Origin of the sequence: Pseudactinotalea terrae (genome assembly GCF_009733845.1) — a bacterium.
GTDB lineage: Bacteria > Actinomycetota > Actinomycetes > Actinomycetales > Beutenbergiaceae > Pseudactinotalea > Pseudactinotalea terrae.
In genome coordinates, this window is record NZ_WNXZ01000001.1 from 1014675 (window position 1) to 1028752 (window position 14078).

13 protein-coding genes and 3 tRNA genes are annotated in these 14078 nt (G+C 70.4%); 3 read left to right on the forward strand and 13 right to left on the reverse strand.

The window, feature by feature from the left end; translation table 11 throughout:
- Window positions 1-70: 70 nt before the first annotated feature.
- The 3 genes from dnaE to GPA03_RS04670 all read right to left on the reverse strand — a co-directional run bounded on the left by dnaE (window position 71) and on the right by GPA03_RS04670 (window position 5078).
- The gene (gene dnaE / locus GPA03_RS04660; RefSeq protein ID WP_156250782.1) at window positions 71-4198 is read right to left on the reverse strand and encodes a DNA polymerase III subunit alpha; all 4128 of its coding nucleotides are present in this window, start codon (window positions 4196-4198) and stop codon (window positions 71-73) included.
- Between the two features lie 62 nt (window positions 4199-4260).
- Complete coding sequence (locus GPA03_RS04665; protein ID WP_156250783.1) at window positions 4261-4554, reverse strand: hypothetical protein; 294 nt, start codon at window positions 4552-4554, stop codon at window positions 4261-4263.
- A 2-nt stretch (window positions 4555-4556) separates the two neighbouring features.
- Window positions 4557-5078, reverse strand: a complete 522-nt coding sequence (locus GPA03_RS04670) for a hypothetical protein (RefSeq protein WP_156250784.1) — start codon at window positions 5076-5078, stop codon at window positions 4557-4559.
- A gap of 143 nt (window positions 5079-5221) precedes the next feature.
- Here GPA03_RS04670 and GPA03_RS04675 point away from each other — a divergent pair, with 143 nt between their 5' ends.
- Both GPA03_RS04675 and GPA03_RS04680 read left to right on the forward strand, forming a co-directional pair.
- Window positions 5222-6232, forward strand: a complete 1011-nt coding sequence (locus tag GPA03_RS04675; protein ID WP_156250785.1) for a hypothetical protein — start codon at window positions 5222-5224, stop codon at window positions 6230-6232.
- Window positions 6233-6378: 146 nt separating this feature from the next.
- On the forward strand, window positions 6379-6966 hold the full coding sequence (locus tag GPA03_RS04680) for a hypothetical protein (protein ID WP_156250786.1): 588 nt from the start codon (window positions 6379-6381) through the stop codon (window positions 6964-6966).
- A gap of 102 nt (window positions 6967-7068) precedes the next feature.
- Here the strand turns inward: GPA03_RS04680 and GPA03_RS04685 are convergent, their stop codons facing one another.
- The 4 genes from GPA03_RS04685 to orn all read right to left on the reverse strand — a co-directional run bounded on the left by GPA03_RS04685 (window position 7069) and on the right by orn (window position 10516).
- On the reverse strand, window positions 7069-8100 hold the full coding sequence (locus tag GPA03_RS04685) for a hypothetical protein (RefSeq protein ID WP_156250787.1): 1032 nt from the start codon (window positions 8098-8100) through the stop codon (window positions 7069-7071).
- A 12-nt stretch (window positions 8101-8112) separates the two neighbouring features.
- Window positions 8113-8364 (reverse strand): glutaredoxin-like protein NrdH, encoded by a 252-nt coding sequence (gene nrdH / locus GPA03_RS04690; protein ID WP_156251355.1) that lies wholly within the window; start codon window positions 8362-8364, stop codon window positions 8113-8115.
- A gap of 129 nt (window positions 8365-8493) precedes the next feature.
- A complete protein-coding gene (locus GPA03_RS04695) occupies window positions 8494-9504 on the reverse strand; it encodes a ribonuclease HI (RefSeq protein WP_156250788.1) in 1011 nt (336 codons plus the stop codon).
- A 97-nt stretch (window positions 9505-9601) separates the two neighbouring features.
- Window positions 9602-10516, reverse strand: a complete 915-nt coding sequence (gene orn / locus GPA03_RS04700) for an oligoribonuclease (RefSeq protein WP_241681139.1) — start codon at window positions 10514-10516, stop codon at window positions 9602-9604.
- Between the two features lie 130 nt (window positions 10517-10646).
- On the opposite strand from orn, the gene GPA03_RS04705 reads away from it, so the two are divergent.
- Entirely contained in the window at window positions 10647-10892 is a 246-nt protein-coding gene (locus tag GPA03_RS04705) for a hypothetical protein (RefSeq protein WP_156250790.1), read from the forward strand.
- Between the two features lie 27 nt (window positions 10893-10919).
- On the opposite strand, the gene GPA03_RS04710 is transcribed toward GPA03_RS04705, so the two are convergent.
- The 6 genes from GPA03_RS04710 to GPA03_RS04735 form a co-directional block, all read right to left on the reverse strand.
- Complete coding sequence (locus GPA03_RS04710) at window positions 10920-11759, reverse strand: hypothetical protein (RefSeq protein ID WP_156250791.1); 840 nt, start codon at window positions 11757-11759, stop codon at window positions 10920-10922.
- Between the two features lie 126 nt (window positions 11760-11885).
- The gene (locus GPA03_RS04715) at window positions 11886-12341 is read right to left on the reverse strand and encodes an HNH endonuclease (protein ID WP_162458258.1); all 456 of its coding nucleotides are present in this window, start codon (window positions 12339-12341) and stop codon (window positions 11886-11888) included.
- A gap of 120 nt (window positions 12342-12461) precedes the next feature.
- A tRNA-Pro gene (locus GPA03_RS04720) sits at window positions 12462-12538 on the reverse strand.
- 30 nt (window positions 12539-12568) lie between these two features.
- Window positions 12569-12645, reverse strand: a tRNA-Pro gene (locus GPA03_RS04725).
- Window positions 12646-12664: 19 nt separating this feature from the next.
- A tRNA-OTHER gene (locus tag GPA03_RS04730) sits at window positions 12665-12738 on the reverse strand.
- Between the two features lie 89 nt (window positions 12739-12827).
- A complete protein-coding gene (locus GPA03_RS04735) occupies window positions 12828-14054 on the reverse strand; it encodes an RtcB family protein (RefSeq protein WP_156250792.1) in 1227 nt (408 codons plus the stop codon).
- Window positions 14055-14078: the final 24 nt, after the last annotated feature.

Here is a 14078-nt window from a genome sequence, read left to right on the forward strand (position 1 = left end):
CGTGAGGCCTCTCGGGTCATGAACGTCATCGGGATGGGTAGGTCTTCTGCTCCGTATGTGCGGCTCGCAACTAGGCGGCGACCGCCAGCTCGGTACGGGTGGTCAGCGCGTCGACGTCCAGCCAGGACGCCTGCTCGGGCTCGACCGAGCCCATGTAGGAGCGCACGGTCTCCACCAGGTGCTCGTCGCTGGCAGGACTGCGCTGCCCGGAGAGCAGGACGACGGCGCGGTGCCCGAGCACACCGACCAGCGGCTCGGCTCCCATGCGCTCCGGGGCCTCCGGGATCGTCAGCAGGGTGGTCAGCGTCTCCACCCAGCCGGGCTGCAACCGGTGCACCAGGTCGCTGCTCAGCGATACGCCCTGGTTCAGCTGCAGCACCAACGGCGCGGCAGGCGCGACCCGGTAGGCGGGAATGTCCAGCGGTTCGGTGGCGTGCACGATGTCACCCGAACGCGGGTCGTCGACCTCGATCTGCTCCAGGTCGCGGAAGGTCAGCTCGCGGCGGTCGACCACCTCGATGCTGCCGTCCTCGTGCTCGACCTCGACCGACTTCACACGCACCTGGGCGCGGGCGGCCACCAGCGACCCGACGGCGGGGACGAAGCCCAGCGCCTCCCGGTCGGAGTCCCACATGACACCGTCGACGGACATGGTCGTGCCCTCGATGACGATGTTCGCGCGGCGTCCGCCCCGGTAGGCCTTCTCCGTCCAGCCGGCCAGCAGACCCACGATGACGACCAGGGAACCGGCCTCGACCTTGTTGACGGCGCCGACACCGCGGCCGGGCGCACCCCACTTGGTGACGTGATCGCGCAGCAGCGGACCGAACCGGCGCAGCGGGTGCTCACCGGTGATGACGCCGAGCCGGGAGCGCTGCCGACCGGCGCGCTCGAGCACACCCCACTCCATGTCGGGCACCAGGGCTGTCAGGTCGTGCTCGCTGTGGGAGGCGCGCAACGCGCGGGCCATCATCAGCTGACCCAGTCGCGGGCCCATGGAGTCCAGCGCGCCGGAGGCGATCAGGGACTCCACGACGTTGACCGGTAGCGACGCACCACCGGTGGTGGGCTCCTCGGTCGTACCGGACTCCTCGTCGCTCTCATCTGCCGCGACGGCGCCGCGAGGGGCCGCCTTGACCCGTACCAGCAGGTCATGCAGGGAGGCGAACGGGCCGTTGGCGTCACGCTCGGTGATGATGGCTGCGGCGTTGGCGCCCACGCCCTTGATCTCCGACAGGCCCAGGCGGACGTTGCCGCCCTCGGGGCGGGTGTCGACGCCGGAGAGGTTGATGTCCGGCGGCAGCAGCTCGATGCCCTCCTCGCGCAGTGAGGCGATGGTCGCGAGGCGCTTCTCCTCGTTCTTCTTGGTGATGGCCAAGATGGCGGCGGCGAACTCCGGCGGGTAGTTGGCCTTGAGGTAGGCGGTCACGAACGCCAGGAACCCGTAGGCGGTGGAGTGGGACTTGTTGAACGCGTACTTGGCGGCGCCCTTGATGGAGTCCCACACCTTCTGCGCCGTCGCGGCGCGGAAGGCGATCTTGGTGAGGGTGCCGTGCTCGTCGTGCTGCTCGGTGACGGCGCCGGCCATCCAGAGCTCGCCGATGGCGTCGATCTCGGACTGGATCTTCTTGGAGATCGCCTTGCGGAGGCGGTTCTTCTCGATGGGGCCGAACCCGGCGAGCACCTCCCCCATCCTCATCGCTTGCTCCTGGAAGGCCAAAATGCCCATGGACTCGTCCAGCACCGAGGCGATGACGGCCTGCTCGGCGGGGTCGGTGGTGAAGATGGAGTAGTCGACCGGTTCGGTCCCACGCTTGCGGGCCGCCCACCGGTTGTGCATGTCTTCGGCCATCGGGCCGGGCCGGTACAGGGCGGCGATGGCCGACAGGTCGTCCAGCGACTCCGGTCCGGAGTCCTGCGCCAGCGCCGTCATACCGTCGCTCTCCATCTGGAACACGCCGGCGGTGCGGCCCTCACGCAACAGCGCGAACGCCTTGCGGGTGGCCTCGTCCTGGGCGCCGGGGTCCAGGTCGTCGGGCTCGAACGGGATGCCGGACTGGGCGATGGCGTCCAGGGCGCCGCGGTACGCCTCGACTGCCTCGGCGTCGGCGGTGCGCTCCTGCTCCCGGTACCACTCAGCGACCAGGGTCATCGTGTGGGAGACCACGTCCAGGTTGCGCAGGCCGAGCACGTCGAGCTTGAGCAGCCCGTAGGCGTCGACCTCCGGTCCGGTCCACTCGGTGATCATCGGCGCGTCCGGGCCGGCGGTCTTGGACCGGTTCTTGCGCAGCGGGACCAGCGACTCCATCGGCTCATCCGAGATGAGCACACCGCAGGCGTGCACGCCCGGGGTCTTGATGGTGTTCTCGAAGATGTGGGCGAGCTCGACGATGCGCTGGGCGTCCTCTCCGCCCTTGTGCAGGGCGGCACGGAACGCCTCGGTGGACTTGTCGTCGGCGTCGGCCAGCCGCTCGAAGGACGCCGCGGTGCCACCCTCGGTCGGCACCAGCGTGGAGAGCTTGTCACCCAGCGAGGACAGGTTCAGCACCCGGGCGGCGTCGTTGATGGCGGCCTTGGTGCGGGCGATGCCGTAGGTGCCGATCTGCGCGACCCGCTCCGAGCCCCACCGGCGCACCAGGTAGGAGAGCACCTCCTGGCGCCGGCCCTGCTCGAAGTCGACGTCGATGTCGGGCATGCCGATGCGCTGCGGGTCCAGGAACCGCTCGAACAGCAGCCCGTTCTCGATGGGTGCGACCCCGACGATGCGCAGGTCGTAGGAGACCTCCGAACCGGCGGCCGAACCACGGCCGGGACCCACCCGGATGGGCTTCTTCTTGCCGGGCTCACCGAGTGGGTGCTTCTCGGTCGGCAGCCCGCGGTCGGAACGGGCCCACTCGATGACGTCGCGCACGTTGAGGAAGTAGTCGGCGATGCCGAGGTCCTTGATGACCTTGAACTCCCAGGCCAGGCGGGCGTTGACCTCTTCCGGCAGCCGGTCGGTCGGTGCCAGGCCGCGTCGTTCGCGGGCGCCGATGCCGACCAGGTGCTTGAGGTAACGCTCCGAGAGGGTCTTGTCGTCCAGGTCGGGCCCGAACTGGGCGGCGAAGTCGGGGGCGTTGGTGCGCACGTCGAAGGACGGCAACCGCATGGGGGTGGGCCCGAACACGTCGGCCTCGGCACGCTCGGCGATCGCGACGGTGTTGTCGCAGGCCTCCTGCCACCAGTCGGCCCCGTCGAACAGGGCCCGCATCTGGGCCTCGGTGCGCAGGTGGTAGCCCTGCCCGTGGAACTTGAACCGGTCGGTGTCGGACAGCTTGGCCTTGGTGCCGACGGCCAGCCACGCCTCGTGGGCGTGGTCGTGGTCCTCGTCGACGAAGTGGGAGTCGTTGGTGGCGACCAGCGGCAGGTCGAGCTCGCGGGCCAGCTTGACCAGCTCGAGGACGGCGGGGCGCTCGACGGCGATGTTGTGGTCCATCACCTCGACGTAGACGTTGTCCTTGCCGACTGCCCCCTTCGCGGCCTCCAGGTGGTTGCGGGAGCGCTGCCGTTCGCGGTGCGCGGTCTCGAGCTCGCTGGCGGCGATGTCCTCGCGGCCGGCCTGACGTGCGGCAACGGCTCGGGCCTCGGCGGCGACGGCTCGTGACATGGACCCGAGCACGGCGGAGCCGAGGCACCCGGTCAGGATGATGATGCCCTCGGCGTGCTGACGCAGCAGCGTGTAGTCCATCAGCGGCTGGGGCTTGCCGCGGCCCTTGGTGGAGTAGGTGTCCTGGGCCAGGTTGTGCATCGTGACCAGGTTGCGCCACCCGGCCTGGTTGATGGCCAGGACGGTCAGGTGCTCATACCCGCGCTCCTTGGTGCGGACCTCGTCGTGGGCGCCGCGGGTGGGCTTGTCGGCGTCGATCGCGTCGCCGGAGTCCTCATCGGCGGGCACCCGGATGGAGCGCTGCTCCTCGGGGCCACGGCCACCGATGGCCATGTAGACCTCTTCGCCGATGATCGCCTTGATGCCGGCGGCCTGGGCGAGCTTGTTCAGCCGCCAGGCGGCGCCGAGGCTGCCGTGGTCGGTGCAGGCGATGGCGGGCTGACCGTCGGCGACAGCGGTATCGACGAGCCGGTCAAGGATGGCCATGCCGTCCAGCGGGCTGTACTCGGTGTGCACGTGCAGGTGCACGAACCCGCGGGTGGTCTTGGTCATGGCGTCGTCCTTCACAGTCGTTCCCTTCTGGGTATGTGCGGCACCTGCCGCTGACTGGGCGCTCAGAGCTCGAGGGCCCCGCGCACGCGGTCACGCACGGCGGCGGCCTGGGCTTCATCGAGCAGGCCGGGGGTGTTCAGAGCTGCCAGGTCGTTGGCGACCTCGGCGGCGCCTGCGTTCCGCAGGGTGGAGTGCGCAAGCGAGAGCAGTGCCCGCAGACGTGCCGTCTCCGGTCCGCGGCGCAGGTTGTTCCGCACCGCGATGTCGTAGTCGTCCTCAGCGCCGGTCAGGTGGTCGCGACCGGCCCGGGTGCCGGTGACCTCGGCGGGGCGGGTGTCTTCGCGCGGGCTCGCCATGGTCAGGCTGCCTCGGTGTCCCGGACGGACCGGTAGGCGGCCAGCCACGCCTCCCAGGGCCCGACCAGGTACGGGGCGGCGCCACGACCAGAGACCCGGCTGATGCGTTCGGTCAGCGGCAGGGACTCGTCCCGGGCGCGAGCGATCGCGACCGCCACGGCCGACTTCGCCTCGAACGGGTCGATCGTGGTGGGCCAGGTGAGGGCGGTGGCCAGCCACTTGGTGCCCTTGCGGACGTTGTGAAGCTTGACCATGCCGACGTGGTGCGGGAACAGGGCCCGGCCGGCCTGCACGTGGGCGCTGACGGCTGCCTCCCGGCAGCGGGCGGTCACCGTGGTCGGGACGGACGCCTTGACCTGCACGGCACAGTCGGGGAAGACGTGCAGGTCGCCGATGTCGTCCTTGCGGCCGGCGCCGAGCTGACGCATCGCGTTGCGCACCAGCAGCTCGGGTGTCGTTTCCAGCAGCAGCGCCAGCGCCTCCCGTTCGGTGCGGTCGCCGCGGTCCTTCATCCGGTTAACCACCAGGTACTCCATCCCTGTTGACCCGGCCCGGGCGGGCTGGGCTTGTTCCTCCGGTGGGGGTAGATGTGCGGCTGGTGCTGGCGCTGGCTTTCCGGCGCATGTTGGATGTTGACCGTGACAACCGACCGATGACGGAGTGAGAGATGGCAGAGCAGCACCGGTGCGTGTTCCTGACAGCACCAGGAGAATCGCTGCTGACCGTGCGCGCACCGCACGCCGTGGAGGACCTGGTGCTCTCGCGCCGGCTGCGCTGGTGTGCCGCCACGGGACAGTCCCTGGCTGACCTGGTCACCACTCCCCTGGTCGGTGTGCCGATCCCGGTCTACCGCGAGCTCGAGGGGCCCGAACCGACCGACGGGGCTTACGACCCGCGCCGGCAGTTCCCCCGGGTGCACCCCTCGGCGTTGCGGCACCCGCTGTTCTGGCTGCCGATGCGGCTGGCTGCGCGTCAGCTGTTCAGCGACGGCACCGCGGAGACCGGTGAGGAGTGGGCGCTGCGGGTCGCGATCGAGTGCACCGAGTCGGGCCTGTACGACGAGGCCACCGGGTCCTGGTTCGACGTGCTCGCCGCGGCCGGGCTCGACGTCGACGACCCGGTCGACGAGGCGCGCATCGAGTCCTGGCAGCGGGGTCAGGCCGACCCGGTGCTGGATGGCATCGACCTGGGCGAGGCCCTGGAGATTGTGGACCGGGACTGGGCGATGGTCTTCGCCGCCGAACTGCTGCCGGCGTTGCGGCAGGCGACGTGGGCGCGGCTCTCGCGTGACCTGCGCCGCGACTTCGAGTTCCTGACCGCCCCCGACCTGCACATCGAGATCACAACGCTGCTGCGGGAGACGAAGATCCTGGCCGACCTGGCGTTGTCGAGCGTGGCCGAGGCCCCCCGACCGGACACCCTGCACGACCGGGTGCAGGAGTGGTCGCAGGTGCGGGCCGCGCTGCAGGCCGCCGGCACCGAGGACCGTGAGGCGCTGCTCGCCGGTCCTGTGACGGACGCGCTGTCGCTGCTGGATGAGACCTACGAGGACTACGAGGACGTGCTCGAGCTCATCCTGCAGGCCGCGGGTCAGTCGTTGGCCGAGGAGCTGGAGCTCTACGCCGAGGACGAGCAGGTAGCTGGGACCGCGCCGTTGGCGCAGCCTGTCGCCTGGTGACTTCTGCTCTGACAGAACCGGCCCAAGACCGTGCAGACAACGCGAGGTTGGCTCCCGGTGGCACCGCTCAGCACGGCGCCGAGGCCGCTCACCTCCCCGGTGAACGCTGACGGCAGATGTCTGAACCATCAACTACTCTTCGGGCCATGACATCTGTTGTTCGGGCGGCGATCGCGCTCTGTGTCGTTGGCGGTGGCCTCCTCCTGGCGAGTTGCTCTGCGACCACGGAGGGAGCGGACATCCCGTCCGCGCCGGAGGCTTCGCGATCCTCGGTGTCGAAAGCTCCCGCCGAGCTGTCGCCGCAGCAGACAGAAGAGGAAGCCGAGGCCTACGACCGGATCGGCATGCTCGGGATGGCTGGACCACTGGTGATTGGCACCTCCTCAGACGAGCAGGGCGCAGGCGGCATGTGCATGCTCGCGCAGCCCGAGGCGGTCATCAGCTTCAACGATGACGAGCAGCTGCTGCTGAAATCTGATGATGGAGCGACCGTGGGAATCGCGGAACTTGGCACCGTGACGTTCTCCGAAAGTGATGGCTCGCGGATGTGCCTGAGGTCATTCCAGGTGCCTGCAGTGGTCGTGGATCGCGACTTCTACTTCTTCGCCTGGGGCGACCGCACGTCTCCGGTTTTCTCCGCCGAGCTGCTCGATGCGGGCATCGCGCTGTGGGACGTTCCGCAGGACAGCATCAGCAATGCGCTCGACCTCATGGGTGAGGACGCGGGCACCTGAGCTCTTGGGACGATCAGGCCGACCGTTAGCGACAAGCACCTGGCCGTGGCCTGAACAGAGCAAGGCCCCCACCGGTGATGGTTGGGGCCTCTCGCCTGCGTTCTAGGGCTTGTGGCCGGCGGCGATAGCGGCCGCGGCGTCACCGCGGGCCCCACCGCAGGAGGTCGTGTAGTTGTACGTCGAGATGCCCCACCGCTGCGTCACGCAGTCGGCGTTCTGCTCGAGCCCGGAGAACCCGGACCCGCCGTAGATGCGGTTCATGTCCGCGGCCAGGGCGTCGACGTTGCCGCCGTAGACCCGGTACTGGATCAGGTGCACGCACTCGTGCGCGATCACGTAGGTGAACCGGGACGAAGGCATCGCTGAGCGCAGCAGGATGGTGTTGTGGTACCAGTCGGCCTTGCCGTTGGCCCATCCGCCCAGGCGTGAGTCGTCCCACCGGATGCCGGCCGACCCGCAGCCGTACCGGGACAGCACCGCGCGGGCCTGGTCGGTCTTGCCGCCGGTGCTCGCGCTGCTGGTCGAGCTCGACGAACCGCCGCTCCCGGAGCCGCTGGTCGAGGTGGACTCGGTGCGCTGCTGCGCGCGTCGTTGCCGCTCCAGCTCCGCCTGCCGCGCCCGCTCGGCCGCTGCCTTGGCCCGTTCAGCGGCCAGACGCTCCTGCTCGGCCGTCCAGTCCGCGTGGGACTTCTCAACCGCTGCGACCTCGGCGTCGACACCGTACTGGAGGGCACGCAGCTGGGCCGGCAGCGCCTGCGGCACCGCCTCCGCAGCGTCTCGCAGCATGGCCTCCAGAGCGGCGGTATGCGCGTCGTCGGTGACCTTGCCCACGGCTGCCTCCAGGACCGCACGAGCCGCCAGCACACCCTTCGCGGTGTCGGCGCGGTGTCGCTGGAGGTTGTGCTGGATGCCGGCACGGTTGACCGCGACGGCACGGCCGGTCACGAACGCCTCATCGGCGGCGGCTGAACGGGCATCGGCCAAGACCCGGGCGTGCGCCTGGGCGGCCAGCTGCTCCTGCTCACGATGCTCGGCGAGCTGGACCAGCCCGATCGTCACCACCAGGGCGAACGCGAGTACGGCGCCGAGGATGATGTGCAACCTCCGCGATCGGCGGAGACCAGTGGTGCTCACGTGCGTGCCTTCCTAGGCCGGGGACGGCTGGGCGAGCTTGACGCTCAGCGCCTTGATGAGGTCGGGACGGAACCCCGACCAGTGCTCCTCGCCGGCCACGACCACCGGTGCCTGCTGGTGACCCAGGGAGCGGACGTAGTCGAGCGCGGCGGCGTCCCGGGAGATGTCGACGACCTCGTGCTCGAGGCCGAACTTGTTCAGCGCGCGGTAGGTCGCCACGCACTGCACGCAGTCGGGCTTGGAGTAGACGGTCATGGCGGGCATGCGGAAGCTCTCCTTCGGGAAGGGATGTAAGGGGTCCTGCGGGGGTGAGAAGTACATGTGCGGGCACCGAGCGTGCTGGCCCACCTGCGGCAGCACCACGGGTGCCGGCGGCCCAGGCCAGGGCGGGGGTCAGCAGGCGAGCTGGCGCGGCGCCAACATCTCCTCCACGATCGTGCGGGCACGAACCCGGTGCGCGGACGGGGCGAGGCCCGCGTCGTGGTGGCGGCGTGCCATGACAGCCAGGGCGTCGGCGATCTCGTTCAGCGGGTCGCCGCGGTGACCCTTGACCCACTCCAGCCGGACCTGACCCCGCAGCCGGCTGTCAGCGATGGTGCGCTGGTAGCGGCGAGCCAAGGCGGAGCGGGCGTCGATCTGACCTTCCAGCGCGGACCGAGCCATGCTCAGCGCGTCCTGGGAGTCGGTCTTGACCAGCACCCGGCCGCGGTGACGGTGATGGGCTTCCAGTGCCATCGCGACGGCGGCGAGCTCGGCGGTGGAGATGTCGGCGGTCTCGATCACCTCGGTGGCGAACACCCCGTCCTGACGGACCCAGGCGGCGGCGGCCGGTGCGGTGCCGCGACGTGCGGAGGTATCGGTGGCGACCACAACCTCCCGGCCGGCCTCGGCAGCCTCCCGGTCGGCTTCGACGTTCACCTGACCGGCGAGCAGCGCGGCGTACATGGCGTCGGCGTCCGCGACCGCTCTGTCCACGGCAGGCAGTCGCACGAGCGCGTTGGAGGGCAGCACCTGGGCCGGGCCGAGCTGGTCGGCAAGCTCAGCGGTGACCGCCCGCAGGGTGGCGTTGGGGACCGCCAGCTCGATGAACCCCGCCGCCGTGGCGGCAGCGGCCTGACGTAGCTGCGGGGCGATCTCGGGCAGCACCTGAACGGCGGCGAGGCTGAACGCGGCACCGGGGGCGAGCTCGCCGTCGTGGGGCAGGTCGTCGATGCGTCCGCTGGTGCACCTGACCTGCTGGCCGTCATCAATGCACAGCGTCCACAGCAGGACCTGGTCGAAGGCCACACGCATGACCAGCGCCGCCAGCGGTGGGCGCGCCACCGGGGCGACCGGGGCGGCCAGCGGGCGGCGCACGACGCGCGCCAGACCCAACGGTGTCGGGGGCAGGGGTGGGGTGCTCATGGTGGGTTCTCGTCGGCGAAGCCAGTCCGGGTGCGGGCGCAATCGGGGTCTCACGCAGCTGCGTGAGGCTCACGGGTGGTCCGGCCCGGGTCGAAGCTCAGCTGCCAACCGGGCTCGGCTCGTCGGCGCCCACAACGGTCAGACCCCACCGGTGCAGCTGTCGGTGGTTGATGCCTCCGGAGCCGTACTGGCTCCACAGCCAGTCGTCCTTGGGGGTGCCGTAGGCGTGCAGGTGGGACTCGAGGAAGACCACCATGAAGGAGTCGGGCTGGTCCCGCTGCCCCTGCAGGGCGGCGGTCACCTGCACCTGGTCCGGGCCGCACGTCCAGGACTTCCACTTCATCGCGGCGGTGTCCACCACGTGCCCGGCGTCGGCCAGCTGGTCGCGGACGGCCCCGGTCAGCAACCGGTGTGCGAACCAGTCGGCCATCGGGTCGGACCGCTTGACCAGGCCCTCGTGCATGCGCTCGCGCAGCCAGCGGGCCTCGGCCAGCGACTCGCGGATGTCGTCCATGGCGGCGTGCCGCTTGCGCTTGGGGTAGAAGTCCTCTTCGTACCACCACTGCACGGCACCGGCGACCGAGGACATGTCACCCATGCGGTAGTGCAGGAAGGCGTAGCTCTGCGGCAGGTGAGCCTCGATGAAGTTCAGGTCCAGGCGGACGCTGTTGCCGGCCAGCCGGGCGGTGCGCGGGTCGGTGATGTGGCGCTGCAGGTAGGCGAGCACCTCGGTGTCGATGACCTCCAGCGGCTTGGCGATCGCCGGGTCGCTGACCTTGTCCCACAGGCCGGTCTCGGTGTGCATCTGCTGCACGAACGGGACCGCACGTTCCCGGGCCGCGGCCACCGTCTGCGGGTCGTGGTAGACGACGGCCTGGTAGCCCTCGCCGTCCAGCAGGTTCAGGTGCACGTCGGTCACCAGGACCGCGACCTCGAGCAGCAGGTCGGTGGCGTAGTCCAGGCCGGTCGTCTCGGTGTCCGTCCAGGCCAACGCCTTCTCGGGGTACTTCATGCTCACGGGTCGCTCACCTCAACGGTCGGGGTGGGCGCGGCTCGCGCCCTCCTCTTGCGTATGTGCGGCAGCCCGAGGGTCGTGGGTTCGAGCCTCGCGGGCGTCGTGCTGAGGTGCCAGCATTGGGCTCGTGGCGCGCGCGTGGTACGACGGTCAGGAACAGCTCCTGAACATGCTCCCGGTGCCGCCCCGGTACACCGAAGCCGGGTGGCCCTCGATCCCTGTGCGCGCTCGGCTCGAGTGGGAGTCGGGCGTCGTGGTCGTCGACACCGTCGCCGAGGCGTGGACCCGCGACGCGGTGCTTGTCGAGCAGCTGGACCCCCGCTCCCCGTTCCGAGGGGTGTGGGTCCCGGCGCGGGACGTCGCCCGGCGGTGAGCGCAGAACTCGCTGCTCCGGAGCCAACTAGAGCTGCAACGTGTCGCTGCTCTCGGCCGGCGTCCGTTCAGGCCCCCGGACGAACAGGTGCACCTGCCCCAGGCCACCCAGGCCCTCGACCAGGCGGGTGCCCTTGGTGCCGGCGCCCATACGGTCGGTCTTGCGGACCGGGGATCCGTCGGCCACCAGGGCGGCCAGGTCGTCGACGAACATGTCGACCTGGGCCAGGCTGCGGGTCTTGGTCGAGTCGGCGTACAGGACGATGCTGTTCGGGGTGTCCTGTTCCGGGGTGGGCAGCGGCTCACCACCGGTGGTGGCCCACCCGTACCCGACCAGGCCGGCCAGGTGCTGTGCTTCCTGCTCAGTGAGGCCGCGACCGACCTGCACCCGGAGCGCGTCGAACTGTGCCGGCAGCTGCTCCGGCTCCTCGATCCGGTCGAACGTCCCCCAGCCGGGGACCTCCACCTGGTCGGCGACCGCGGTCTCGGCGTACTGGGCGGCGGCAGCTTCCCGCAGCGTCTTGTCTGCCGCCTCCAGGGCACGCTCCGCGTCGCGGTAGGTGTCGTGCGCGTTCTCGTGCCGTTCCTCGGCGTGCGCAAGGAGGTCGCCGGACCGGTCGAGCTCGGCGCGTGCGGCGGCATGGCGTTCCACGGCCGCCGTGTGTGCGGCCTGCGCGCGTTCGAACGCCGACGGGCTCGCGGGGGTGCCGCTGCGGGCCAGGTCAGCCTCGACGAGCTCACGCACCTGCGGGGACAGCGCAGCCAGCGACACCGCGGTCTCGGGGCGGGACTGGACGGCGAACTGGCCGCCACCGCTCACCCCGGGCTGGACGCGGCGGACACGGGTCTCATCGAACGTGGTCGTCATGCCAGGTAGATGTGCGGGCACCCGCTGCCCGGGCCTGGGTGGAGCCGCGAGGCGAAGGACCCTGTCGTCACCTCGCCTCGCGGCTCGTTGCCCGGTAGATGTGCGGCGCGTCCCACACGCCTCGGTTCAGACCGCCAGGGCGAGCCGCGGCAGCGAGGCCGGCTCGGCCGGCTTGACCCGCAGCGTCCAACCGAGCTCGGCCAGCGACCGGTCGGCCTTGCACTGGTTGCACCGGCGGCACGCCGTCACGCAGTTCGTCCAGGACGTGGCACCACCCCGCGACTGCGGGACGACGTGGTCGATCGTGTCGCCGGGCTTGCCGCAGTACACGCACCGGTAGCCGTCGCGGACCTTGACGCCCTCACGGGAGAACACCATCCGCCCGGTGCGCCGGTACTTCCACGCCATCTTGACGTACCGGACCAGCCGCAGCACCCGCGGCCGCGGGAACGGCCCGAACATCGAGTCCTCGTCGGCCTCGTGGACCTCGGCGACCCCTCGCAGCAGCATCTTGACGGCGTGCTGGAGGGAGACGCGGTGCATCGGCTCGAAGCCGGCGTTGAGCACCAGGACCGTGGTCACGGTCGTCTCCTTCCTGCAAGCCGTGGTGGCCTGCTCTCGTGCCCGCGTGCGCGAGCTGCTGCTGCTGTGAAGATGTGCGGGGAGAACAGCACGGCGGATGAGAAGTAGGCGGGTCGGCCCTGGTCGGGATGGCGGGACTCGAACCCGCGGCCCCTCGGCCCCCAGCCGAGTGCGCTACCAAGCTGCGCCACATCCCGTTGGCGGCCCGCCGCACGTGACGGCGGGCCTGGTCGGACTGGCGGGAGTTGAACCCGCGACCTCTCGCTCCCGAAGCGAGCGCGCTACCAAGCTGCGCCACAGTCCGCTGTGCCTCTCGGCACGAGCTCGGGGTGCAGGGATCGAACCTGCGTAGGCGAGATTCAGAGTCTCGTTGGCGAGCCAGCACACCAACCCCCGATCGCTCGCGGTTTGCTCGACGACCATGTCGTCACCGGCTCGGTGGCCGGAGGGTCAGCCCTTGCGGGCTCCGCGAATCCCTATGCTCTGTCAGCCCTTCACGCACACGATGGTGCGCAGCCGGGCGACGACCTCGACCAGGTCGACCTGGGCCTCGATGATCGACTCGAGGTCCTTGTACGCGCCGGGGATCTCATCCAGCACGCCGCCGTCCTTGCGGCACTCCACGCCCGCGGTCTGCGCCGCCAGGTCCTCCAGGCTGAATCGCCGCTTGGCCTCACCGCGCGACATCCGCCGGCCGGCGCCGTGTGACGCTGACCAGTACGACTCCGGGTTGCCCCGGCCCCGCACGATGAAGGACCCGGTGCCCATCGACCCCGGGATCAGCCCCAGGTCGCCGCGGCCGGCGCGGATGGCGCCCTTGCGGGTCACGATCAGCTCCTGGCCCTCGATCTGCTCGGTCGCCACATAGTTGTGGTGAACGTTGGCGACCTCCTCGAAGGTGATGTCCCGGTCCGGGAAGGTGGCTCGGACCGCGTCGACGAACAGCGTCATCATCACCGCGCGGGAGCGGGCCGCGTACTCCTGCGCCCAGGTCAAGTCGCGCAGGTAGGCATCCATCTGCGGTGTCCCGGCCAGCAGCACCGCCAGGTCACGGTCGACGATGCCCTGGTTGTGCGGCAGGTCCTTGGCGATGGCGACGTGCACCTCGGCCAGCGACTTGCCGATGTTGCGTGAGCCGGAGTGCAGCTGCAGCCACACCTGGTCGTCCTGGTCCAGGCACACCTCGAGGAAGTGGTTGCCGCCGCCCAAGGTGCCGAGCTGGCGGCGCGCTCGACCCTCCAGGTCACGCACCTGTGGGGTGAGCCGGTCGAACGCGTCCCAGAACCGGTCGGTGCCGCGCAGCACCTCCGCGGTATGGGCCCTGTCAGACAGGGGCCGCAGCCGACGCAGGTCGACCGGGTCGTCGTGGGAGTTGAACCCGACCGGGATGCGTGTCTCGACCGCGGTGCGCAGCCCGTGCAGGTCCTCGGGCAGGTCGGCGGCGCTCAGGGACGTCCGCACGCCGATCATGCCGCAGCCGATGTCGACGCCGACCGCGTTCGGGGAGACGGCGTCCCGCATGGCGATGACCGACCCGATGGTGGCGCCCTTGCCCAGGTGCACATCGGGCATGACACGTACCCCGTGCACCCACGGCAGTGCGGCGATGTTGCGCAGCTGGGCCAGGGCGGCCGGCTCGACGTCGTGCTCGTGCGCCCACATCAGGGTGCTCGCCTTCGCGCCGCTCAGCGGCACCGGGTAGTGCTCGTGCATGGTGGTGCCTCCTGGTGTCGGTGC

What these genes read in the sequence shown, in the direction of transcription:
- dnaE (WP_156250782.1), bottom strand. Translation starts at nt 4,198, where the DNA reads ATGACCAAGACCACCCGCGGGTTCGTGCACCTGCACGTGCACACCGAG.
- GPA03_RS04665 (WP_156250783.1), bottom strand. Translation starts at nt 4,554, where the DNA reads ATGGCGAGCCCGCGCGAAGACACCCGCCCCGCCGAGGTCACCGGCACC.
- GPA03_RS04710 (WP_156250791.1), bottom strand. Translation starts at nt 11,759, where the DNA reads ATGACGACCACGTTCGATGAGACCCGTGTCCGCCGCGTCCAGCCCGGG.
- GPA03_RS04735 (WP_156250792.1), bottom strand. Translation starts at nt 14,054, where the DNA reads ATGCACGAGCACTACCCGGTGCCGCTGAGCGGCGCGAAGGCGAGCACC.
- GPA03_RS04695 (WP_156250788.1), bottom strand. Translation starts at nt 9,504, where the DNA reads ATGAGCACCCCACCCCTGCCCCCGACACCGTTGGGTCTGGCGCGCGTC.
- GPA03_RS04675 (WP_156250785.1), top strand. Translation starts at nt 5,222, where the DNA reads ATGGCAGAGCAGCACCGGTGCGTGTTCCTGACAGCACCAGGAGAATCG.
- orn (WP_241681139.1), bottom strand. Translation starts at nt 10,516, where the DNA reads ATGAAGTACCCCGAGAAGGCGTTGGCCTGGACGGACACCGAGACGACC.
- GPA03_RS04680 (WP_156250786.1), top strand. Translation starts at nt 6,379, where the DNA reads ATGACATCTGTTGTTCGGGCGGCGATCGCGCTCTGTGTCGTTGGCGGT.
- nrdH (WP_156251355.1), bottom strand. Translation starts at nt 8,364, where the DNA reads ATGCCCGCCATGACCGTCTACTCCAAGCCCGACTGCGTGCAGTGCGTG.